Origin of the sequence: Chromobacterium vaccinii (genome assembly GCF_000971335.1) — a bacterium.
Taxonomy (GTDB): domain Bacteria; phylum Pseudomonadota; class Gammaproteobacteria; order Burkholderiales; family Chromobacteriaceae; genus Chromobacterium; species Chromobacterium vaccinii.
Genome location: NZ_JZJL01000001.1, coordinates 1 through 21,988, shown reverse-complemented (window position 1 = coordinate 21,988; position 21,988 = coordinate 1). Strand labels below are relative to the sequence as shown.

General features: G+C 63.3%; 24 protein-coding genes. 14 read left to right on the top strand and 10 right to left on the bottom strand.

Features of this window, described 5'->3' with window-relative positions; genetic code table 11:
* Positions 1 to 20 precede the first annotated feature (20 nt).
* The 4 genes from lpxC to VL52_RS00105 all read left to right on the top strand — a co-directional run bounded on the left by lpxC (position 21) and on the right by VL52_RS00105 (position 2,695).
* The gene (gene lpxC, locus VL52_RS00120; protein ID WP_046155304.1) at positions 21 to 932 is read left to right on the top strand and encodes a UDP-3-O-acyl-N-acetylglucosamine deacetylase; all 912 of its coding nucleotides are present in this window, start codon (positions 21 to 23) and stop codon (positions 930 to 932) included.
* A gap of 4 nt (positions 933 to 936) precedes the next feature.
* The gene (locus VL52_RS00115; RefSeq protein ID WP_046155175.1) at positions 937 to 1,119 is read left to right on the top strand and encodes a hypothetical protein; all 183 of its coding nucleotides are present in this window, start codon (positions 937 to 939) and stop codon (positions 1,117 to 1,119) included.
* A gap of 33 nt (positions 1,120 to 1,152) precedes the next feature.
* A complete protein-coding gene (gene moaC, locus VL52_RS00110; RefSeq protein ID WP_046155174.1) occupies positions 1,153 to 1,641 on the top strand; it encodes a cyclic pyranopterin monophosphate synthase MoaC in 489 nt (162 codons plus the stop codon).
* Between the two features lie 283 nt (positions 1,642 to 1,924).
* The gene (locus VL52_RS00105; protein ID WP_046155173.1) at positions 1,925 to 2,695 is read left to right on the top strand and encodes an SDR family NAD(P)-dependent oxidoreductase; all 771 of its coding nucleotides are present in this window, start codon (positions 1,925 to 1,927) and stop codon (positions 2,693 to 2,695) included.
* Positions 2,696 to 2,744: 49 nt separating this feature from the next.
* Here the strand turns inward: VL52_RS00105 and VL52_RS00100 are convergent, their stop codons facing one another.
* From VL52_RS00100 to VL52_RS00070, 7 genes are all read right to left on the bottom strand, one after another.
* Positions 2,745 to 3,719: a TauD/TfdA family dioxygenase gene (locus tag VL52_RS00100; protein ID WP_052717627.1), complete on the bottom strand. Its 975-nt coding sequence runs from the start codon at positions 3,717 to 3,719 to the stop codon at positions 2,745 to 2,747.
* Between the two features lie 78 nt (positions 3,720 to 3,797).
* Positions 3,798 to 4,544, bottom strand: coding sequence for a class I SAM-dependent methyltransferase (locus VL52_RS00095; protein ID WP_046155172.1), 747 nt, complete (start codon positions 4,542 to 4,544; stop codon positions 3,798 to 3,800).
* On the bottom strand, positions 4,541 to 5,911 hold the full coding sequence (locus VL52_RS00090; RefSeq protein WP_046155302.1) for a LeuA family protein: 1,371 nt from the start codon (positions 5,909 to 5,911) through the stop codon (positions 4,541 to 4,543). The genes VL52_RS00095 and VL52_RS00090 overlap by 4 nt, the downstream gene beginning before the upstream one ends.
* A 43-nt stretch (positions 5,912 to 5,954) precedes the next feature.
* The gene (locus VL52_RS00085) at positions 5,955 to 6,764 is read right to left on the bottom strand and encodes a sterol desaturase family protein (RefSeq protein WP_046155171.1); all 810 of its coding nucleotides are present in this window, start codon (positions 6,762 to 6,764) and stop codon (positions 5,955 to 5,957) included.
* A gap of 413 nt (positions 6,765 to 7,177) precedes the next feature.
* The gene (locus VL52_RS00080; RefSeq protein ID WP_046155170.1) at positions 7,178 to 7,780 is read right to left on the bottom strand and encodes a hypothetical protein; all 603 of its coding nucleotides are present in this window, start codon (positions 7,778 to 7,780) and stop codon (positions 7,178 to 7,180) included.
* A 68-nt stretch (positions 7,781 to 7,848) separates the two neighbouring features.
* A complete protein-coding gene (locus VL52_RS24920; protein ID WP_046155169.1) occupies positions 7,849 to 8,355 on the bottom strand; it encodes a CNP1-like family protein in 507 nt (168 codons plus the stop codon).
* Positions 8,356 to 8,369: 14 nt separating this feature from the next.
* Positions 8,370 to 9,134, bottom strand: a complete 765-nt coding sequence (locus VL52_RS00070) for an NRDE family protein (protein WP_021477346.1) — start codon at positions 9,132 to 9,134, stop codon at positions 8,370 to 8,372.
* A gap of 127 nt (positions 9,135 to 9,261) precedes the next feature.
* On the opposite strand from VL52_RS00070, the gene VL52_RS00065 reads away from it, so the two are divergent.
* The 10 genes from VL52_RS00065 (at position 9,262) to VL52_RS00020 (ending at position 18,535) form a co-directional block, all read left to right on the top strand.
* A complete protein-coding gene (locus VL52_RS00065) occupies positions 9,262 to 9,492 on the top strand; it encodes a sulfurtransferase TusA family protein (protein WP_021477345.1) in 231 nt (76 codons plus the stop codon).
* Positions 9,493 to 9,555: 63 nt separating this feature from the next.
* Positions 9,556 to 10,590 carry a dihydroorotase gene (gene pyrC / locus VL52_RS00060; RefSeq protein ID WP_046155168.1) on the top strand — a complete coding sequence of 345 codons (1,035 nt, stop codon included), beginning with the start codon at positions 9,556 to 9,558 and terminating at the stop codon, positions 10,588 to 10,590.
* A 421-nt stretch (positions 10,591 to 11,011) separates the two neighbouring features.
* Positions 11,012 to 12,628, top strand: a complete 1,617-nt coding sequence (locus VL52_RS00055) for a peptide ABC transporter substrate-binding protein (RefSeq protein ID WP_046155167.1) — start codon at positions 11,012 to 11,014, stop codon at positions 12,626 to 12,628.
* Between the two features lie 145 nt (positions 12,629 to 12,773).
* On the top strand, positions 12,774 to 13,694 hold the full coding sequence (gene oppB, locus VL52_RS00050) for an oligopeptide ABC transporter permease OppB (protein ID WP_021477341.1): 921 nt from the start codon (positions 12,774 to 12,776) through the stop codon (positions 13,692 to 13,694).
* Positions 13,695 to 13,708: 14 nt separating this feature from the next.
* Positions 13,709 to 14,623, top strand: coding sequence for an ABC transporter permease (locus VL52_RS00045; protein ID WP_021477340.1), 915 nt, complete (start codon positions 13,709 to 13,711; stop codon positions 14,621 to 14,623).
* A 23-nt stretch (positions 14,624 to 14,646) separates the two neighbouring features.
* Positions 14,647 to 15,648, top strand: coding sequence for an oligopeptide/dipeptide ABC transporter ATP-binding protein (locus VL52_RS00040; RefSeq protein ID WP_021477339.1), 1,002 nt, complete (start codon positions 14,647 to 14,649; stop codon positions 15,646 to 15,648).
* Positions 15,641 to 16,630: a murein tripeptide/oligopeptide ABC transporter ATP binding protein OppF gene (gene oppF, locus VL52_RS00035; protein ID WP_046155166.1), complete on the top strand. Its 990-nt coding sequence runs from the start codon at positions 15,641 to 15,643 to the stop codon at positions 16,628 to 16,630. The genes VL52_RS00040 and oppF overlap by 8 nt, the downstream gene beginning before the upstream one ends.
* A gap of 102 nt (positions 16,631 to 16,732) precedes the next feature.
* On the top strand, positions 16,733 to 17,155 hold the full coding sequence (locus tag VL52_RS00030) for a DUF3224 domain-containing protein (RefSeq protein ID WP_052717626.1): 423 nt from the start codon (positions 16,733 to 16,735) through the stop codon (positions 17,153 to 17,155).
* 249 nt (positions 17,156 to 17,404) lie between these two features.
* Positions 17,405 to 18,133: a 2-phosphosulfolactate phosphatase gene (locus tag VL52_RS00025; RefSeq protein ID WP_046155165.1), complete on the top strand. Its 729-nt coding sequence runs from the start codon at positions 17,405 to 17,407 to the stop codon at positions 18,131 to 18,133.
* A gap of 48 nt (positions 18,134 to 18,181) precedes the next feature.
* Positions 18,182 to 18,535: a YbjQ family protein gene (locus VL52_RS00020; RefSeq protein ID WP_046155164.1), complete on the top strand. Its 354-nt coding sequence runs from the start codon at positions 18,182 to 18,184 to the stop codon at positions 18,533 to 18,535.
* A gap of 180 nt (positions 18,536 to 18,715) precedes the next feature.
* Here the strand turns inward: VL52_RS00020 and VL52_RS00015 are convergent, their stop codons facing one another.
* The 3 genes from VL52_RS00015 to VL52_RS00005 all read right to left on the bottom strand — a co-directional run.
* Positions 18,716 to 19,624: a GNAT family N-acetyltransferase gene (locus tag VL52_RS00015; RefSeq protein WP_046155163.1), complete on the bottom strand. Its 909-nt coding sequence runs from the start codon at positions 19,622 to 19,624 to the stop codon at positions 18,716 to 18,718.
* On the bottom strand, positions 19,621 to 20,883 hold the full coding sequence (locus VL52_RS00010) for a phenylacetate--CoA ligase family protein (RefSeq protein WP_046155162.1): 1,263 nt from the start codon (positions 20,881 to 20,883) through the stop codon (positions 19,621 to 19,623). Before VL52_RS00010 ends, VL52_RS00015 begins: the two co-directional genes overlap by 4 nt.
* A gap of 42 nt (positions 20,884 to 20,925) precedes the next feature.
* Positions 20,926 to 21,988: long-chain-fatty-acyl-CoA reductase (locus tag VL52_RS00005; RefSeq protein ID WP_046155161.1), on the bottom strand; the 1,063-nt coding region annotated here is incomplete at its 5' end.

Below are 21,988 nucleotides of genomic sequence, written 5' to 3'. Positions count from 1 at the left end.
TGGTTGAGTAGCCTGAAATGATTCTGCAGCGCACGCTGAAGCAAGCGATCAGCGCCACGGGCGTCGGTCTGCATTCCGGCGAGCGGGTGAAGCTCACCCTGCTGCCGGCGCCGCCCGATACCGGCATCGTCTTCCGTCGCACCGACTTGCCCGAGCCGGTCGACGTGAAGGTAGAACCTTCGCTCGTGAACGACACGCGCCTCTCCTCCACGCTGGTGACGGACACCGGCGTGCGTGTCGGCACGATCGAACATCTGATGTCGGCGTTCGCCGGCTTCGGCATCGACAACCTGGTCGTCGAGGTGACGGCGGCGGAGATTCCCATCATGGATGGGTCCGCCGCGCCGTTCCTCTATCTGCTGCAGACGGCTGGGGTGGCCGAGCAGCCCAAGAAAAAGCGTTTCATCCGCGTCAAGCAGACTGTGATGGTGGAGGACCGCGGCGTGTGGGTCCGGCTGGACCCGCACGACGGCTTCAAGATCACGCTGTCCATCGAGTTCAACCATCCGGCGTTCAACCGCGCGCCGCAGACGGTGGAAGTGGACTTCGCCCACCATTCCTATACCGACGAGATCAGCCGGGCCCGCACCTTCGGCTTCATGCACGAGGTGGAGTACATGCGCAACCATGGCCTGGGTCGCGGCGGCAGCCTGGACAACGCCATCGTGATCGACGATGAGTACGTGCTGAATCCGGAAGGCCTGCGCTTCCCTGACGAATTCGTCCGCCACAAGATACTGGACGCGATCGGCGACCTTTACGTCGTAGGCTATCCCTTGATCGCGGCGTTCTCCGGCCACAAGTCCGGCCACGCGATGAACAACAAGCTGTTGCGCAAGCTGCTGGAAACGCCGGAGGCCTGGGAATACGCCAGCTTCGACGATCCGTTGGACGCGCCGTCCAGCTTCCATCTGTTGCCGTCAGAGGAGTGAGGCCGTGTTCGGCTTCTGGCGGCTGTGGCTTTTGGCGACGGTGCTGGCGATAGGCTGGGCGCTGTTGTGCTTCGCCCTTACCCATGACCGCCGCTATCTGCGCCGCGCGCTGGCCATCGCCCGCTGGAGCGCCGGCCTACTGGCCGTCGTTTCCTGCTTCTGGCTGATTTTCCGCCTGCTGCGCTGATCGCGGCGGGCGTTTTCATTTGAAGGGTACGCCATGACACGACTCACCCATTTCGACGCAGCCGGGCAGGCCCACATGGTGGATGTCGGCGGCAAGGCCGCCACGGCCCGCCGCGCGGTGGCCGAAGGCGCGATCCGCATGCTGCCGGCCACCTTCGCGCTGGTGAGGGATGGCGGCCACAAGAAGGGCGACGTGCTGGGCATCGCCCGCGTCGCCGCCATCATGGCGGCCAAGAAGACCTGGGACCTGATCCCGCTGTGCCACCCGATCGCGTTGACGCGGCTGGCGGTGGACTTCGAGCTGCTGGACGGCGAATCGGCGGTGCGGATAGAAGTGACCGCCGAGTGCAATGGCCAGACCGGCGTCGAGATGGAGGCGCTGACCGCGGTCAATGTCGGCCTCTTGACCATCTACGACATGTGCAAGGCGGTGGACCGCGGCATGGAGATCACCGGCGTCCGCCTGCTGGAAAAAGACGGCGGCAAGAGCGGGGCATGGCGTCATGCCGATACCGAAGCCTGACTATTGCCGTGGCCGGAATGATATGTTCCGGCATCGATAATGGCTTTCCCCCCTGATACATTTCCAGTTCCTATTTTCCTTCCGGTGGTTTTGCGAATAAGTTCCGCAGGGGCCTGCTCGTGGTTTCCCATGGCGGAAAATGAATGGCTATTGCCTGCATGATGCTGCATTGTTGATATTTAAATGGCATGTTAATATTTTTAAGTGCTTGCCAATTTAATATTTTCAGGGAAATTGGATTGGCTTGAGTACTCAGTCTTATCAATCCAAATAAGGGCAGATCATGTCGAAAGTCGTCGTAATCAGCGGTGGCGGGACGGGAATTGGCTACGCTTGCGCACAGTATTATGCCAAGCAGGAAATGCAGGTCGTGATATTGGGCCGCCGGATGGATACGCTGTCTCAGGCTGCGGCGAATATCGCCGAGGCGTTTCCAAAGGCGCCTGCTGTTTTGGCCTTGACTGCGGATTTGTCTATCCCGGAACAAGCGCAAAACGCCTGCGATGTCATACGGCAGGAATTCAAAACCGTCGATACGCTGATCAATGCGGCGGGCAGCAATGCGATCCGCCGCGCGCCTGCGGGAAGTTACGCTGATGGTTTGGCGGGCGTGGCGAGGCGGTGGAATGATAATTTTCAAAACAACACCCTCTCGGCCGTATTGCTGACGGAAGGCATTCGCCCAATATTGAAGCGGCCCGGCGGAAGCGTCATTCTGATCAGCTCCATCGCGGCTTATCGCGGCTCGTCCATCGGCTGTTATGCGGCGGCGAAGGCGGCATTGCATCCATATTGCTACGATCTGGCGGCGGCATTAAGTCCGGAAGGCATTACGGTCAATGCCGTGGCGCCGGGTTATGTGCAGGACACCGAGTTTTTTGGCGCGGCGCTGTCGCCGGAGCAACAAAAGAGCAAGCAGGCGGAAGCGTTGAACGGCCGGGGCGGGACTCCGCAGGATGTCGCCAATGCCATTGCCTGGCTGACCTCCGCCGAAGCAGGGCACATTACGGCGCAAATCATCCAGATCAACGGCGGCGCCGAAAAGGGGCGTTGAGCCGATGGCCTTCCATTCCGGAGAGCGGAATGGAAGGCTGCTCCCTTCTCTAGGCCGGACGCACTCCTCCGCGGAGCACGCCGGGCTGGATCGTATGGAAAATCGTCGAGAACGCTTCCGGCAGCGGCCGAGTGAATTCGCTCGCCAGCCAGCAACGCAGCAGGCAGCGCTCGGCGCCCGGCGCGTCGACGAACTCGGTTCGGGAATGCAGCGTGGTGTGATTGTTGACCAGGGCGATGCTGCCTTTTTCGAAGCTGACCTGCACCGACATGTCGGGATGGTTGATGACTTGGTCTATTTCGCTCAGCATCGTTTTGACTTCGTCCGGCAGCGCAATGCCGTGGCGGATGGCGGAATCGTTGAATTTCCGGATGTAGCGCAGGACGAACGCGTCATCCGACTCGCTGAGTATCGGCAAATGGCAGTAGCTGTCGCCTGAGCTGCCCTCGTCGCGAAGGTCGTGCGGGATCGGGGTCGTCAGCCATTTGATCCAGTCCGGATTCCTTTTTTCCAGAACCTCTATCAACTTAGCCGACGAGCAGATCTTGAATTCGCCGCCATGGCTCGCCGCTTCCCAGCAGGCCAGCACCGTGATGTCGGCGCGGTCCGAGTGGAAAGCGAGCTCCTGGTTGGTCATGTGGCCGCGGGCGGGGGCCAGCTTGGAGTCTTTGTGGCCGGCATCCTTGACCTCTTTGATGACATCGCCGTTTTTGTTGATGGAGACCGGCAGGCCAAGCAGGGTGCAGAATTCGAAAAAAGCGTGATGGAACGCTTCGCGGGACGCCTGGGCCAGCGCCGCGCTGTGCAGCCAGATCGCGCCGCTGCCGGATTCCAGTTGATGATGGATGGCGTGGCGCAGTTGCTGCGCTCGCTGAGCATGCTCGGCATGGCTTGTCCCGCTGACCAGCTGGCCAAGCAGGCCTTCCAGTTCCTCGGCTATCGGGGCGGGCAGCGCCAGCGCGTCCGGCGCGGTCCAGGGCTCGGGCCGTTGATGGGTGATCGGTTTCAAAGCAATTGCAGGCATCGCTCGATCCTTTGATCTTTGATGTCGTTGATCGGGTTGTTTGCCGGCCGCGGCATCCGGGGAGGATGCCGCCTGCCGTCATGCCTTTTCCGCGATATAGGCGTAGATATCAAAATTCACCTTGACCGGATCGCTGCCGCCGACGGTCTGCATCTTGTCCAGAAGATAATCCGCATAGTTCTCTTCGGGCTTCTGGTCCATATATGCGGTGACATAGCTGGTGGACAGCAGAAACAGCGCGAGCTCGAATGGGGTCAATTCAATGATGTTGGAAAATATTTTTCGCTTCGCCTCCTTGAACCCCCCGATCTGGGCAATCTTCTCCAGCGTATCGTCATATTGCAGCAGCCTGGGATCGCGGAATTTTCCCCACTTGTTGACCAGTTCTTCCTCGATCAATAAGCGCAAGTCGCCGTAGGCTTGCGGCACGTCGTATTTGTAAGCGCAGAACAGGCCGCCGCCGACCAGCTGGCGCTTGATGATTTCCAGCACTTTGGATCGGTCCATCCAATAGAAGGAAGTGGCGCTGGTGATGAGGTCGAATCGCCGCTCGCTCGCGTAGCTCTCGGCTGGCACGGTCGCAAAGCGCAGGGCGGGATAGTTGGCGGTGGCCTTGTCGATCAGATTGGCGCCATGGTCAATGCCTTCCACGTATGCGAAATGAGGCGCCAGCCTGATGGTCGAGACGCCATTGCCGCAGCCCATGTCCAGCGCGGCGGCGCGGCCCGGCGTTTTCTCAAGCAGGAATTGATAAAGCTCTTCCGGATATTGGATCTTGCGGCGTATGGCGTCGTAGGCATCCGCATGCTTGTCAAACTGTTTCATGCGCTGATCTCTAGCAGGCTGTCTTCATATTTTCCCTTATGGACAAAGTTGATGAAACTGCCTTTGCCATGGAGGAAGCGATAAGTATGTTCCGCGCCGGCTGGGACGAAGGCCGTGGCCGGGCTGTGCATGGTCTGGGTTTTTCCCGAGATGGAAACCTCGACGGTCAGGCCCTGGTAATCCTGCTCATCGCCCAGGAACATGAAGACGGAGTCGCAATTGTGCCGATGGCTATCGACATGGCCCTGCTCATTGGGAGCAATCGCGTCGACATGGCGCGCGATGAAATAATATGGCGACGCTTCCAGCAAGCGGTAGTCCAGCATCACGAAACGTTTGCCGGGACCATGCCTGTGGTAGCGCAGCTCGGTCGCCGATTTTTCGAATGGCTGGATGAACAGGTTTGACTCATGCATCGCCGGATGTTTTTCGATCGCGGACTTTGCCCGGAATAGGCCGGCGTCGAAAATATTGTATGAGCTGGCGTCTTTTTCATTTGCTTGCCGATGCAGCTTTGCGGCATGCGCGAAGACGTTTTGCCCCGTGATGGGATGCATCGGGGAGTGGCCGATGCGGCTGAAGGTCGCGACCAGTTCGGACAAGGCCAGCGCATCGGCGAGCTTGTATAGGGGCTTGTCGGATTTCGCCTGCAGCAAGGTGGCCAGCTGGAAGGTATCCGTAATGCCCGCTCTTTCGCCAATGCCATTGCAGCTGGCCGAAATCCAGCGAACGCCGGCCCGCATCGCTTCCAGCGTGTTCGCCAAAGCCAGGCCCCTGTCGTTGTGGACATGGTATTCGAACTCCACTTGGTGGAATTCCTTGGTCAGGTTCGACAGGATTTCAAATGTCTCGTGCGGGAACAGATTGCCGACGCTGTCGGCGAAGCATACCCGGTCCGCGCCGGCCAGCTGCGCGACTCTGGTGATCCGCATGAGGTCGCTGAGCGAGGTGCGGCTGGCATCCTCGATGGTGGCGCGGACGAGCAGGCCCTTGTCCTTGGCATAGCGGATGGACTCGGAGAACAGCTTGATGACCTGTTCCTGGGATTGGCCGTGGAATTTCGTCGCCAGAGAGACGACATTGAACGAGGCGAACATGCCCACCCACTGGGCGCCTGATTCGATAACGGCGTCAATGTCTTCTTGCCGGCATCTGGCGTGCGCCAGCACGGGAACGGCTGCCACCCCGACTACGGCTTTGACCCTATCCATTTCGAAGCGGGAAATATAAGGATGGCCGCATTCGATCATGTCCACGCCAAAAGCGGATATTTTTTTCGCCAGTATGATGCTTTGCTCAATGTCGAATGAGCATTGAATGGTCTGGCAGCCTTCCCGCAACGTGCAGTCGATGATTTTGGTATTCATGATGGTATCGCCATTTGTCAGCATTGTGGTTCGAAGCCCATGTTCAGTTTTGAGATGTCCATTCCTTGACCGGTGTTTTGCCGAAGGGCAGGAAGATCAACTTGGCGGCGGAAAAGTCCGTATGGTGGTCCAGGCCGGTTTCAAAGCCGGTTGGGCGCTCATCGACGGAGTGGGTGCGGAAGATCCGGTCCCAGAGCGAGAAGATGAAACCATAGTTGGTATCCGTGTATTCGATCTCGCGGCCATGATGGATGTTGTGGAACGAGGGCATGACGAAAAGCTTGCTGAGCAGGTTTTCCAGCTTTTGCGGAATATTGATATTGCAGTGATGGAAAGTGGTCACGCAGAAAGAGATAACTTCGAAAGCCACAACCGTGGTGAACGGTACGCCGATCAGCAACATGCCGGGAATGCGAATGGCGAGAACAAGGAATTTCTCGCCGAAATGCTGGCGAAAACCGGTGGTTGAATCAATATGCTCATCAAGGTGATGCATGGCATGGAATCGCCACAGCACCGGTATTTTGTGCGCAGACCAATGAATGGTGTAATTGAGCAGATCGAGCAACATGATGTCGATGACAAAAGCCAGCGCGCCGGTATACCAGTCGGGGCGATGCATCCGATAAGGAAAATCTCTGATCATATATACCATCAGCGGCGCGATGATGATCGGAGCGCTGATGAAACGATAACTGATCGCTACGATGACGTTGTTGAAGAGACGCTTTTTACTGCGCTCAGGACTAAAGGCATGCTTGGGAAAAATGCGCTCCAGCGCAAAAATGGCTATGAACGCGATCGCGCATATTACGATGCCGTGGCTAATGATATAAGTCACTGCCTCTTTCATGATGATTACTCCAGGAGTGGTTGTTTATCGATACCAATATTACATAGGAATAATCATTGATATAACTCATGCATTATGAATTATTGAGGGGTGAATTGTTAATATTTATGTTTTTGGCCGGCGGTTGGTTTTGATGGCGATGGGGATATTGCAAGCCGGCGGCAATTCCGGATGTTTTGTGCCGATGATCGGTATCGCCTGTCGATGGCGAGTCGAATGGCCGGTATGTTTGCGCCATTTTTTAATGGCGGAGTTGGCCCTCGCCGGCTGGCGAGGAGTCGTGATTCGAGATGCAGCGGGCAGGCGCCGGATGGCCTGGTTTGTCTCGATTTCGCATCAAGGCCCCATAGAGCAGGCTCCGCCCGCGCCAATCGCGGGGCTGGGCAGAGCGCGCCGCGCTGGCGGGCCGGTTTTCAATCCGGGAGCGGTGAGGCCGACGCGGTATGGTGTTCGGCGGCGTGGCGCAGGCAGGGCGAGTGGATCTCGTGCCAGCGGTCGCTGCGGTTCCATTCATAGAGGCCGCGTCCCAGCTGAAGGTGAAGGTAGACATGCTGGTAGCGGGAGCGCTCCAGCATGCTGTGGGTCAGCTGGTTCAGTTCCGGGATGGAGATGTAGAGCAGCAGCGTGGATGGAAGCGCGCCGTGTTCGAAAGTGCCGGCCGCCAGCAGCAGATGCAGTTGATGGCCGTTCGGCACATGGTAGTCCTTGCCCACCTTGGCCTCGATGCGGCAGGCGACGTCCAGCGCGTTGGCCGGCCGGGTGAACATCCAGCCTATGCCGCCGGCCGCTTGCTGGGCCTGCTGGATTTCCTTTTTGCGGGCGTTGCGCCGGGCATATTCGCCGGCCAGCACCTCGGTCACCTCGATGGCCAGACAGCGGCCGTCCGACAGCGATACGCCGACATCGGGCGCGGGGCACTTCAGCGATTTCACATCGAGCGGGTCAATGCCTTTTTGCTCGAACAGCCGCCTGACCCATTCCCTTTCCCGACTTTCCTGCAGAGTTTGCTGATCCATCGGCGCCTACGCGAATGCAAGACAGATGTTTCATCTTAGAACATCCGGCGCAGGCGTCGATCATGGCGTCAGCGGGCGCCGCGCAGCGAGGCGATCGCCTGGGCGGCGTCGCGCGGCGCGCTGTGCGACGGGCACATCAGCTCCCGCAATTCGCGCCTGAGTTTGTCGGCGCTGTTGATCGCCAGCCACTGCGGCCGCATCGACGCGATCCAGCGGTGGTTGATGCTGTCGCCGAAGCCGTAGGCCTTGTATTGGTTGTCCTTGCACAGGATGCCCTCGGCGCTGAGGTTTTCCACGCCGCTGGGCGTGAGCACGCGGCTGACGAAGCGCACCACGCCGTCGCCGCCCACGCTGAGCGTCTTGGCGTCGACGAAGAAGCGGTTCTGCTGCAGCCAGTCCGGCTTCACTTCTATCCAGTCCGGCGTCTGCGGGTAGTCGGGCAGCGCGTAGTCCTGTTCGGCCCAGGGCTGCTCTTCCTGGAATTCGATGTTCTTGTTGATTCTGTCGCTGCCGGCCAGCGCGGGCAGGCTCAGACACAGCGCCAACAGCGCCGGCAGGGTTGTGATGGCTTTCAAATGCGGATGCTCCGTCAGCGCGCCTGTCCGGCGCGCAGGTTGTAATGTCGGCGGCCGGTTTCGCGGCCGGCCAGGCCCCAGCTCAGTTCGGAAAAACTGATGTCGCCGCGGCTGGACACCGTCAGCAGCATCGAAGCGCGGGTGCCGTAGTCGCGGCCCTGGATGAAGATCGGCGACAGCGTCTTTTCCAGCGCCAGGCCGATGCGGGTATTGGGCAGATGGCCGGGGCCGGCGGGCGTCGGATCGGACAGCGCGGCGTAGGCCTGCTCCTCGGTCGGCGGGCGGCCGAAATCGCCCAGGCGCTCCGCCAGCCGCTGGCACTTGAACCACGGCGTGTCCAGCGTGGCGTTGGACAGCGTGTGGATGCCAGGCGTGACGCGGGCGATCTGCCGGCCCGGGCTGTGGAAGAAGAACAGGTCCGAGGTGGTGCCGAACAGCAGGTTGAACGGCCCGTAGCGGTGGCACTCCTCGCGCAGCCAGTCGGCGAAGGCGAACGGATCGTCGTCGCCGGTGACGAAGCGCTGCACCAGCTCGCCGCGAGAGCGCTCCGCCTTGGGCGGGAAGCCGTCGCGGAAGTTGGTGACGGCGGCGATGCGGTTGCGGCCGTCCACCATCAGCCAGCCGCCGCCGGATTGCTGGTCGCGTCCGCCCAGGGTATGGGGGTATTCCGGCCACCAGTCCAGCGGCTCGGCGGGGCGGGCGTAGTATTCGTCGCGGTTGGCCAAAAGTACCAGCTGGCCCATGCCCGGCGTTTTGTAGGCGAAAGCGAGGATGCACATATTGCGGTGACCGATTTGGGTAAGGCTTGACGACTGGCGTAAACTATACGGCTGCGGCCCGCCGGTTTGCGCGGCCGGCCGCCATGTGATTCATTGTAACCTGATATGGCTGAAGGATACCCGGCCCATGACTCCCGACAAGCATATTGATCTTTCCGGCCTGAATTGCCCGCTGCCGATCTTGCGAGCCAAGAAGGCGCTGGCCGATATGGACAGCGGCGCCGTGCTGGAAGTGATCGCCACCGATCCGGGCGCGCCCAAGGACTTTGAAGCTTTTTGCCGCCAGACCGGCAACGGCCTGCTGGAATCGACCACCACCGGCGAAGGCAAGTTCCGGATGGTGCTCCGGCGCAAGTAGACATCCCTGGCGATGGTTTTCCATCGCCATTGTTTTATCCATCGTTACGGCAAGCCACCCACCATGCAGACTCTTACCTTGATCCGCCCCGACGACTGGCACCTGCACCTGCGCGATGACGCCGCGCTGGCCGCGGTGCTGCCCGACACCTGTCGCCAGATGGGCCGCGCCATCGTGATGCCCAATCTGAAGCCGCCGGTCACCACCGTGGCCGCCGCCGCCGCCTACCGCGACCGCATCCTGGCCGCCCGTCCGTCCGGCAGCACCTTTGAACCGCTGATGACGCTGTACCTGACCGACAATACCCGGCCGGAGGAAATCCGCCTGGCCAAGGCCAGCGGCTTCGTCCATGGCGTCAAGTTGTATCCGGCGGGGGCCACCACCAATTCCGACCACGGCGTCACCGACATCTTCAAGGCGCTGCCGGCGCTGGAGGCGATGGCTGAAACCGGCTTGCCGCTGCTGGTGCACGGCGAGGTCACTGACGCCGATATCGACGTGTTCGACCGCGAGGCGGTGTTCATCGAGCGGGTGATGAAGCCGTTGCTGGCCAAGCTGCCGGCGTTGAAGGTGGTGTTCGAGCACATCACCACCCGCGAGGCGGCCGAGTTCGTCGCCGCAGCGCCGGCCAACGTCGCGGCCACGATCACCGCCCACCACCTGCTGATGAATCGCAACGCGCTGTTCGTCGGCGGCATCCGGCCGCATCATTACTGTCTGCCGGTGCTGAAGCGCGAACTGCACCGCCAGGCGCTGCTGAAGGCCGCCACATCCGGTTCTGCCAAGTTCTTCCTCGGCACCGACAGCGCGCCGCACGCCAAGGGCGCCAAGGAGGCGGCCTGCGGCTGCGCCGGCATGTACACCGCCAACGCGGCGATCGAGCTCTACGCCGAAGCCTTCGAAGCCGCCGGCGCGCTGGACAAGCTGGAGGCTTTCGCCAGCCTGAACGGCCCGGCTTTCTACGGCCTGCCGGCCAACGGCGACAAGATCGAATTGGTCAAGGAAGGCTGGACGGTGCCGGCCGAGCTTGCCTACCCAGGCGGCAGCCTAGTGCCCTTGCGCGCCGGGGAAAGCATCGCCTGGCGTCTGCGAGGCTGATCCTCGCCTGCGATCGCAAAGCCGCCTTTGGGCGGCTTTTTTTATTTGTCCTGCAGAGTGTCTGAAATCCGCCGGAAGCATTGCTTCTGTTTATAAGTGAATAATTATTTTTCGACGCGATTTGAAGGTGATTATCTCCGTTTCCGATGAATTTTGCTTGGGCCAGGCAATAATATTTCACATGGCAAAATGCCATAAGTATAAAACGATGAAGCTGCGCAGGCCGTTGATTTGCTTGACTTGACTATTGTCGGACAGATTTTCCTTTTTGAGAAAAATGAATAGCATATTGTGCCGATAGGGGCTTGATGGAATCAAAACCCTCTGCGCATAATCGTCGGACCCACTCTGGATACAATAGAGTGAAAAAATTCGAACAACCCGCCTGACGCGGGATGCTACAGAATCAGGAGAATTAGAGATGTCGAACAAGCAATCGCTGCAGGTGATCGCCGCCGCCGTCGCGCTGGCCATGGCTTCCGGATCCGCGCTGGCCGCCAAGGTGCCGGCAGGCGTCAAGCTGGCCGCCAAGCAGGAACTGGTGCGCTCCAATGGCTCCGAGCCGGAATCGCTGGACCCGATGGTCGTGGAAGGGGTGCCCGCCAACGTCATTACCCATGACATGTTCGAGGGCCTGACCGCCACCGACAACGACGGCACGCTGGTGCCGGGCGTGGCCGAATCCTGGAAGCAGACCGGCCCCACCACCTGGGTGTTCCACTTGCGCAAGAACGCCAAGTGGTCGGACGGCAGCATCGTCACCGCCGACGACTTCGTCTACGGCATCCGCCGCCTGGTCGATCCGAAGCTGGCCGCGCCTTACGCCGGCACCTTCGGCATCTTCTTCGAGAACGGTCCGGAAGTCGTCGCCGGCAAGAAGCCGACCACCGCGATCGGCGTGAAGGCGCTGGACAAGTACACGCTGGAAGTGAAGACCGCCTTCCCGGTCTCCTACCTGCCCGAACTGATGTCCAATGCCCAGCTCGGCCCGGCTCCGAAGGCCGTGATCGACAAGTACGGCAAGGACTGGACCAAGCCGGGCAAGATGGTTTCCAACGGCCCCTTCGTGCTGAAGGACTGGCAGGTCAACAGCAAGGTCGTCATCGAAAAGAACCCGCAGTACTGGGACGCCAAGAATGTGCAGCTGAGCCGCGTCAGCTTCCTGCCGATCGAAGACCAGAACGCGGACAACAAGCTCTACCTGTCGGGCCAGACCGACATGACTTATGAAATTCCGCCGGGCAGCTTCGCCAAGCTGAAGAGCGACATGCCCAAGGATCTGAAGAACAACACCATTCTCGGCATCCGCTATTACAGCCTGAACAACCGCGACCCGCTGATGAAGGATGTGCGCGTGCGCAAGGCCCTGTCCATGGTGGTGGACCGCGATCTGCTGGCGCAGAAGATCACCGCCGACGGCCAGCAGCCGTCTTACAGCGTGATGGTCAAGGGCGTGCACGGCGCGCAGCCGACTACCTACGACTGGGCGAAATGGCCGATGGCCAAGCGCGTGGACGAGGCCAAGAAGCTGTTGGCCCAGGCCGGCGTGAAGCCGGGCACCACGCTGAAGCTGTCCTACAATACCAGCGACTATCACAAGAAGATGGCGATCTTCGTCGCGTCCGAGTGGAAGTCCAAGCTGGGCCTGAACACCTCGATGGACAACACCGAGTTCAAGGTATTTCTGAAGAAGCGCCATGACGGCGATTACCAGGTGGCCCGCAACGGCTGGCTGGCCGACTACAACGACGCCACCACTTTCCTGGCGCTGGTGCAGTGCGGCAATACCCAGAACGACAACTTCAATTGCAACAAGAAGGCCGAAGAGCTGATCAAGCAGGGCAACGAGTCCACCGATCCGGCCAAGCGCGCCCAGTTGCTGACCCAGGCCACCAAGCTGGTGATGGACGACTATCCGATGATCCCGGTGCTGCAGTACACGCTGCCGCGCCTGGTGAAGCCGTACGTCGGCGGCTACTCGCTGAAGAATCCGGTAGACCGCTACCGCAGCAAGTACCTGTACATCGTTCAGCACTAAGCGTGAAAGCGCGGCGTTTGTCCGCGTGACGAGGCCGGTTGTCCCGCCCGGGGCAACCGGCCGATGATTGTGGTGTTCTCGCCCTCCGGGGGAGGCCGGCGGCTGCTTGCCGCCGTCCCGGATCGGCGATCGGGAGTTTCAAGCGATGTGGTCTTACACTCTTCGCCGCGTGTTGGTTACCATACCAACCGTCTGGGCCGTGACGACGGTCTGCTATCTGCTGCTGCATATGACCCCTGGCGGTCCGTTCGACGGCGAACGCAAGATTTCTCCGGAGGTGCTGGCCAATCTGCAGGCCAAATACCATCTGGACCTGCCGTTGTGGAAGCAGTATCTCTATTACCTGAACAGCCTGCTGCATGGCGATCTGGGCGCGTCGTTCCGCTACGCGGACTGGAGCGTCAATGACCTGGTGGCCCACGCGCTGCCGGTGTCCGCCGCCATCGGCGGCAGCGCCATCGTGATCTCGCTGTTCATCGGCGTGCTGCTCGGCACCATCGCCGCCCTGCGGCAGAACAGCGCCATCGACTACCTGGTGATGCTGGTCGGCAATATGGGCAGCGCCTTCCCGTCCTTCATCATCGGCCCGGTGCTGGTGCTGATCTTCTCGATGCTGCTGCACTGGCTGCCGTCCGGCGGTTGGGATGACTTTTCCATCCAGTACATGGTGCTGCCGGTCGCGCTGCTCACCTTCATCAACGTGGCCACCATCGGCCGCGTGATGCGCGGCAGCCTGATCGAGGTGATGAACAGCAACTTCATCCGCACCGCCCGCGCCAAGGGCCTGCCGCTGCGCACCATCGTGCTGCGCCATGCGCTGAAGCCGGCGCTGATGCCGGTGGTGACGCTGCTGGGGCCGCTGGCGATCTCGTCCATCACCTCCGCCGTGGTGACCGAATCGATCTTTTCGCTGCCGGGCCTGGGCAAGCTGATCGTCAACGGCGCCTCCAACCGCGACTACACGCTGGTGTTGGGCCTGGTGGTGCTGGTGACCGTGATCACCGTGGTGTTCAACCTCCTCGTCGACCTGGCTTACGCCTTGCTCGATCCCAAGATCCGTTATTGAGGGGGGAGCCCGCAATGATGAAAACCAAGCAAGCCGCGGCTGCCGCGGCTCTGGAAAGCGGCCTCGCCGAAGCGGCGACCGAAGGCCGCAGCCCGTGGCGCGACGCCCGCGTCCGCTTTCTTCGCAACAAGGCCGCAGTGGTCAGCCTGGTGATCCTGAGCCTGATCACCGTGTCCTGTATCTTCGGGCCGATGCTGCTGCCGCACGGCTACGCCGACACCGACTGGGATGCGATCAGCCTGGCACCGACCTTCCAGAACCTGCATCTGTTCGGCACCGACGAGCTGGGCCGCGACCTGTTGGTGCGCACGCTGATCGGCGGCCGCATCTCGCTGATGGTCGGCGCGCTGGCCACCATCGCCGCGGTGCTGATCGGCGTGATCTGGGGCGCCACCGCCGGCTTCCTCGGCGGCAAGGTGGACAACGCCATGATGCGCGTGGTCGACATGATGTACGCGGTGCCCTACCTGCTGATCGCCATCCTGATGGTGACGCTGCTGGGCCGCGAGTTCTACCTGGTGGTGCTGACCATCACCGTCCTCGGCTGGATGGACATGGCGCGCGTGGTGCGCGGCCAGACGCTGGCCATCCGCTCCAAGGAGTACATCGAGGCCGCTCACGCGATCGGCGTTTCCACTCCCACCATCATCTTCCGCCACATCGTGCCCAATCTGCTGGGCATCGTGGTGATCTACACCACGGTGACGGTGCCGGGCGTGATCCTGACCGAGTCGGTATTGTCCTTCCTCGGCCTGGGCGTGCAGGAGCCGATGACCAGCTGGGGCGTCTTGATCGGCGACGGCACCAAGGCGATGGAGAGCCAGCCCTGGATGCTGCTGTTCCCGGCCGGCATGCTGTCGCTGACGCTCTACTGCGCCAACTACATCGGCGACGGCCTGCGCGACGCGCTGGACCCGAAAGACCGCTGACCCCAGGATAGACGAGGCAAGCCATGAGCATTTTGAAAGTCAACAACCTCGGGGTTCAGTTCCAGACCAACGACGGCGTGGTCAACGCCGTCAACGGCGTGAGCTTCGAGCTGAACAAGGGCCAGACCCTGGGCATCGTCGGCGAGTCCGGCTCCGGCAAGAGCCAGACCATGCTGGCGATGATGGGCCTGTTGGCCAAGAACGGCCAGGCCAGCGGCCAGGCGCTATTCCACGGCCAGGATCTGCTGACGCTGCCGACCCGCGACCTCAACCGCATCCGCGGCGACCGCGTGTCGATGATCTTCCAGGACCCGATGACCTCGCTGAACCCCTACCTGACGGTGGAGCGGCAGATGACCGAGGTGCTGGAGCTGCACAAGGGCATGAGCCGGCGCGACGCCAAAAAGCGCGCGATCGAGCTGTTGGACGCGGTGCGCATTCCCGAGGCCGCGCGCCGGGTGGACATGTATCCGCACGAGTTTTCCGGCGGCATGCGCCAGCGGGTGATGATCGCGATGGCGCTGTTGTGCGAGCCGGAGCTCTTGATCGCCGACGAGCCGACCACCGCGCTCGACGTCACCGTGCAGGCGCAGATCCTGTCGCTGCTGAAGGATCTGCAGCGCGATTTCGGCACCGCCATCATCATGATCACCCACGATCTGGGCGTGGTGGCCGGCCTGTGCGAGAACGTGCTGGTGATGTACGGCGGCCGCGCGATGGAGTACGGCCGCGCCGACGACATCTTCTACCACCCGAGCCACCCCTACACCATCGGCTTGTTGGGCGCGCTGCCGCGGCTGGATCACGAGGACGCCGCGCTGATCAGCATCCCGGGCAATCCGCCGAACATGGCCAATATGCCCAAGGGCTGCCCGTTCAGCGAACGCTGCGCGCACGCCGTCGCCCGCTGCGCCAGCGAGCTGCCGCCGCTGGCCGCCAATCCGCTCAATCCGCAGATTCTGCGCGCCTGTCACAAGCCGGCGGAGGAACTGGTCAAAGCCGCCGAGGAGGTGACCCATGCCTGACAACAAGCAACCCATCCTGTCGGTGCGCAACGTCAAGGTGCATTTCCAGGTCAAGGGCGGCGACGCCTGGCCATGGAGCCCGAAGAAAACGCTGAAGGCGGTGGACGGCGTCAGCTTCGACCTGTACGCCGGCGAGACGCTGGGCGTGGTCGGCGAGTCCGGCTGCGGCAAGTCCACGCTGTCCCGCGCCATCCTCAACCTGATCCCGGCCACCGCCGGCGAGATCGTGTGGATGGGCAAGGACCTGCGCAAGGGAGGGCAGAAGGATTGGCTGAGCGTCCGCAAGGACATCCAGATGATCTTCCAGGATCCGCTGGCGTCGCTGAATCCGCGGATGACCATCGCCCAGATCATAGGCGAGCCGCTGCGCGTGCATCGGCCCGAGCTGTCGGCCGACGAGGTGATGAAGCGCGTCAAGGCGATGATGCGCAAGGTGGGTCTGCGCGAGCAGATGATCAACCGCTATCCGCACGAGTTTTCCGGCGGCCAGTGCCAACGCATCGGCATCGCCCGAGCGCTGATCCTGGAGCCCAAGCTGATCATCTGCGACGAGCCGGTATCGGCGCTCGACGTGTCGATCCAGGCGCAGATCATCAATCTGCTGAAAGAGCTGCAGCGCGAGATGGGCCTGGCGCTGATCTTCATCGCCCACGACCTGGCCGTGGTCAAGCATATCTCCGACCGCATCCTGGTGATGTACCTGGGCCGCGAGATGGAACTGGCGCAAAAGCACGCCTTGTACGACGTGCCCTCGCACCCGTACACCCGCGCGCTGCTGTCGGCGATCCCGGTGCCGGATCCTAAGCTGGAAAAGAACAAGACCATCCAGATCCTGCAGGGCGATCTGCCCAGTCCGATCAATCCGCCGTCCGGCTGCGTGTTCCGCACCCGTTGCCCGCAGGCGGAGGCGCGCTGCGCGCAGGAAGTGCCCGCGCTGCGCCGCCTGAGCGAGGAGACCCAGGCGTCCTGCCTGTTGGCCTGATTCCGCCGCGCCGCAGCATACGCGCCGCCAGCCCCAGGGTTGGCGGCGTTTTTGTTTGCCGGCTGTTATGCTGAATTGTCATCTTCAGAAAGGAGCCTGACCATGAGCACCCATCTTGTCGTCGCGCTGGGCTGCGCGTTCCAGACCCGGCAGTGGCAGGAGCAGAGCCTGCTGCAGACCGAAGGCGCCGGCGAGCTCAAGCGCGCCAGCATCGTCAACGAACTGACCGGCCCGCTGACGGGCGAGGGCCGGCTGGAATACCAGCTGCTGTATCCGACATCGCCGGACGGCGATGTGATCTTCACCGGCTTCGAACGGGTGACCGGGACTTGGGATGGATTGAGCGGCAGCTTCGTGTTGCGTCATGACGGCGTGTATTCGCCGACCGCCGGCGCCCGCGCGGCGCTGCAGGTGTTGTCTGGCAGCGGCAGCGGCGATTTTGCCGGACTGTCTGGCGAAGGGCGGCTGGCGGCCCGCGCCGGCGAGCGCGGCGGCGAATATACGCTGATGCTGAAGCGGGGCTGACAGGGCCGGTGTTGGAAATTCATCAGCCCTGACGCCGGCCTTGGCGCTTTTTCCTGTTTTTTAGCCGGTTTTCTTTGAGCTTTCCCGCGTTAATCGTTAATCTTCTGACCTTACTTATAAGAAACAAGGCGTCGTCAGAGCGCCTGGGACAAGAGGTCGCGGCCCGGACCGCGACGGTATCGAAGAATCAACGGAAACACCGCCTCCGGCGCAAGCCGCTGGCGGTGTTCCATCTTGATGGGATGTGGGATGCATTACGCGCAACAGGAATATTCCGTGCGTCTGCAATGGGGCTTGCCGGCGGTTCAGCATCTGAGCGCGCAGGCGGCCCATTGCGTGATCGTCGACGTGCTGTCGTTCGGCACCAGCGTCGACATCGCCTGCGGCAACGGCGCCGAGGTGCTGCCTTACCGCTACAGGACGACCGGCGCCGCCGATTTCGCCAGCGAGCAGCAGGCGATACTGGCCGCCGAGCGCAGCCATCACCAGCCTTCGCTGTCGCCGGCTTCGCTGTGCGGGCTGAAGGCCGGCAGCCGCCTGGTGCTGCCCTCGCAGAACGGCGCGGCGCTGAGTTTGATCAGCGAGTCGGCGAACACCGTCGCTGCCTGCCTGCGCAACGCGGCCGCGGCGGCCGACTATCTTGAAACGATGGGCGGCGACGTGCTGCTGGTGGCCGCCGGCGAGCTGGATGCGGAGGGCCGGCTGCGTTTCGCCTATGAAGACTTCATCGGCGCCGGCGCCATCATCCAGCGCTTGCGCCGCGGCAAGTCGCCGGAGGCGCTGGCGGCCGAGGCGGCGTTCGAGCTGGCCCGCCACGACCTGGAGCGCCAGCTGCAATACACGGCCTCTGGCGCGGAGCTGGCCGCGCGGGGCTTCCAGGACGACATCGTTCTGGCCGCGCAACTGAACATCAGCGCCTGCGTGCCGGTGCTGGACGACGGCGCCTTCCGCGCCGGGCGCGAGCTGGCCGCCGCCTGAGCGGCCGGCGTCTTCAACTTTCCAGTTCAACTTTCCAGGGAGAAATCCATGCTGCCAGCCAAGATGGTCACCACCGCTTTCGAACTGCCCGGCTACCGGGTGAGCGCCAACCTGGGCGTGGTGCGCGGCATCACCGTGCGCTCGCGCTCGCTGGTCGGCAATTTCTTCGGCGGCCTGCAGTCGCTGTTCGGCGGCAACATCACCATCTATACCAGCTTGTGCGAGCGGGCCCGCTCGGAAACCTACGCCGAGATGTGCCAGCACGCGCAGGCGCTGGGGGCCGACGCGGTGATCGGCATGCGCTACGATGCCACCGAGGTGATGACCGGGCTGACCGAGGTGCTGTGCTACGGCACCGCGGTCAAGCTGGAGCCGCTTGCAGGCCGCGAGCAAAACCCCTGATCCCGCGTTGCGCCTCCTTGCCGTACTGGATGTACTGTCTGCGTCGGCGCGCCTTGGCTCAGGCGCTGCGCTAGGTTTTGCCCGCAGCCTGCCGCTCGCGAGCAGGAAGGCAAAACCCCTGATCCGGCGTTGCGCCTCCTTGCCGTGCCTAATGCGCAGCCCGGTCCGGCTCGCTTTGGCTTAAGCGTTCAGCCGGTACAGCCGTTCGGCCTGTTCGTCGCAGAAGCGGATGTCCTGCCCGGACAGGCCGCGCAGCCACAGCAGCTGCCAGCCGCCGGCGGGCGCCGGCAGCAGCCCGCCGAAGCGGAAGCCGGCATTCTGCAGCTGGATCCGCCGCGCTAGCGTTTCCGTTGCGGCCGGCAGCTTCAGATAGAGCAGCTGGCCGGCGGGCAGCGCGGCGATTTCGGCCAGCCGCGCTTCGGTCGGCTGTTGCGAGGTCAGCTCCAGCCTTTGGCCGTGGCGCGCCAGCGCCAGGCCGGGCAGGGCCGCGCCGGCGGGCCCGTACTCTCCCTCGCCGAATGCCTGGCGTAGCGGCGCCAGCCAGGATTCCCATTCCGCCGGCCAGGCCAGTTGCGGCAGCGGCCTAGGCTGCAGCGGCAGGCAGCCGAACACGATGCTTTCCGGCTCCGGCTTGCCGAACGGCGAATCGACGTAATCCAGCAACAGCGCGGTGTTGTGAAAGCCGAGCGCGCCGGCGACGTACTGGCTTTGCGGGTGCGAGCACACCTGCTTGATGGTCAAGAGCGCGATGCCGAGCTCGGCGGCCATGGCCCGCAAATGGCGGCCCAGCAGGCTGGCGATGCCCTGGCCGCGCGCGTCCGGGTGTACCGCGTTCAGCGCCAGCTCCGCCTGGCCGGGCCGGGCCGGGTCCAGCCACAGCGTCGCGTGGCCTAGCAGCCGGCCGTCGCGCACCGCCACCGCCGAGCGCCACTGTCCGCTGGCGTTGCGTTGCTGGATCTGGCTGGGCAGGTAGACGTCGGCGTAGACGTAGTGGTCGCCGTAGACGGAGCGGAAAAGCGCGCTGATGTCGGCGGCGTCGGACGGCTGGTAAGCGCGCGCCCAGGCGGCGTGAGGATGGCGGGCGCTCATACGGTCGCCTCCGCCGGCTGGTAGTCGCGCCGATCCACCACCCGCATCAGCTTGCCGGAGCGCGGATGGGTGCGCATCGCTTCCGGCGTGGTCTGGCGCAGCGCCAGGCTCAGCCGGTCCGCCTGGCACAGCTCGGCGATCGCCGGCTGCTTGGCCAGCAGCGCCTGGCGCATCCGTTCCAGATCCAATGGCGCGCGCGCAGCCAGCAGCAGTTCCAGCCGGTCGCGGCCGTGCTCGCGCGAGATGTCCAATTGCCAGCCCAGCAGTTCGTGCAGTTCGCCCAGCGCGCGGCCCAGCTCATCCGGGAACAGCGATAGCGTGCCGACGCGGACGCGGTGGCCGTTGCCGGCCCGGCCCAGCAGCGCGAACTTGCGGTAGGGTCCGGGCGCTTCGCGCCAGCAGGCGAGGTCGCCGCTGGGATAGCGGATCACCGGCATCAGCCGGCGCTGCAGATTGGTCACCAGCAGCAGGCCGCGCCGGCCGGGTTCCTCTATCGGCTCGCCGCTGTCCTCGTCGACGATCTCGACGACGCTGTCTTCATCGAATACCCGGTGCTCGCCATGCGCGCAGTCCGGGTCGGCGTAGCCGATCAGGCCGGCGTCGACGCTGGCGCAGCCGACCGATCCGATCCGGGCCAGCGGGAACGCCTGCTTCAGCAAGGCGATCTGCTCGCCGAACAGGCTTTCGCCGCCGTACAGCACGGTCTCCACCTCGGGCAGCGCCCGCGATTGTTCTTCCAGATGGTGGGCGAAGCGCAGCAGCTGGGCCGGCACGCCGGCCAGCACGTTGATGCGGTGGCTGCGGATCGCGCCGGCGAGCGCATCGTTGTCGACATTGCAGGTGAACGGGTATTCCAGCACCGGCGCCGGCGAATGCGACAGCGCGCCGTGGATGAACAGCAAGCTGGTGTAGAGGTCGCCGGCGAAGAACAGATTGGCGACGCGGTCGCCGGGTCTCAGCTGGCGGGCGAGGCCGGCGCCGAAGGCGGCGACGAAGGCTTGCCATTCATCGCGGCTGAACACCGAAAGCTTGCCGTCGCCGGTGGAGCCGCCGGTCTTGAACACGTGGCCGTCGACCGGGGCGGCGGTCAGCGCCGGCCAGCGCGACAGGTCCTGCGAGTCCCACCAGTAGACGGCGGGATCGACCGGAGGGAGGTCAGACAGCCGCCAGCCTTCGGCGGGCAGGCCATGGTAGAGCGCGTTGTAGTGCGGCGAATGGTTGCGGGCGTGTTCGACCAGCGATATCAGTTTCGGATTCATGATTATGTGTGTACATGCCGGCGCCGCGGCGCCGGCCGGGTTTCATCGTCTAAGGTCCAGCACCAGCGGGGTTTTCCCGCTGTGCGGGTGGCGGCGGAATTCGGCGGCAGGGGTGGCGGCCACGTCCAGCTGCAGCAAGCCGCCGCCGACCACTTCGTTCAGCATCGGTTCTTCCAGCAGCCGGGCGCGTACCGCCCATGGATCGCCGTCGGCCAGCAGCCGGATGCGGTCGCCGCCGCTGTCGGCGTTGTCGACCAGCCACTGCATCGGCAGACCGATCTTTTCGGTCAGGGCGGCCGGGTTGACGAAGATGGTGCCGACCCGCAGCAGCGCGCCGTGGCGGCCGGTCAGGCGGAAGCGCGGCGCAGCCAGGCCGCAGGGGCAGCCGCCGTCCAGCCACTGGCCCAGGTCGCCCAGGTCGTAGCGCTCCACCCGCTGCGCTTCGCGCTCGCGGGAGGTGAACACCAGGCGGCCGGATGCGCCGGCAGCGGCGGGCTGGTCGCTGTCGGTATCCAGTACTTCCAGCCACTGGGTTTCGGCCAGCAGGTGGAACTCGCCGTCGGCGCAGTGCGGGCAGGCGTGTCCCAGCGGGCCGGCGTCCACCGAGCCGTACATCGCCGAGCGGATCAGCTCTACGCCGAAGCTGCCGATGTAGGCGCGCTGGCCGTCGCTGATGTGCTCACCGCCGCAGAACACCTTGCGCACGCCGCCGTAGCGGCGCAGCAGCTTGTTCTCGCATTCGAACAGCCGGTGCAGCGTGCCCGGCATGCCGATCAGGGTGTTGATCTTCTGCTCGACGATGAAGTGGGCGATCTCGCTGAAGTCGTCGTCGGACGGGCCGCCCATCGGATACTGGGCGACGCCCATGTGGTCGAGGATGGTGAAGAAGCTGAGCATGCCGCCGTACAGCTTGCCGCCGTACAGCAGATTCATCGCGCGGTCGGCGGCCGGGTCAAGGCCGGCGGCCAGCAGGCCGTCGGCGGCGGCGCGCATCTGGCGGTGGTAGTCGCGGTAGCTGAAGCCGGCCAGCTTGGGCGCGCCGCTGCTGCCGCCGCTGCGGAAGAACAGCTGCGCCTTGCCGTTGGCGCCCTGACTGCTGGAAGGC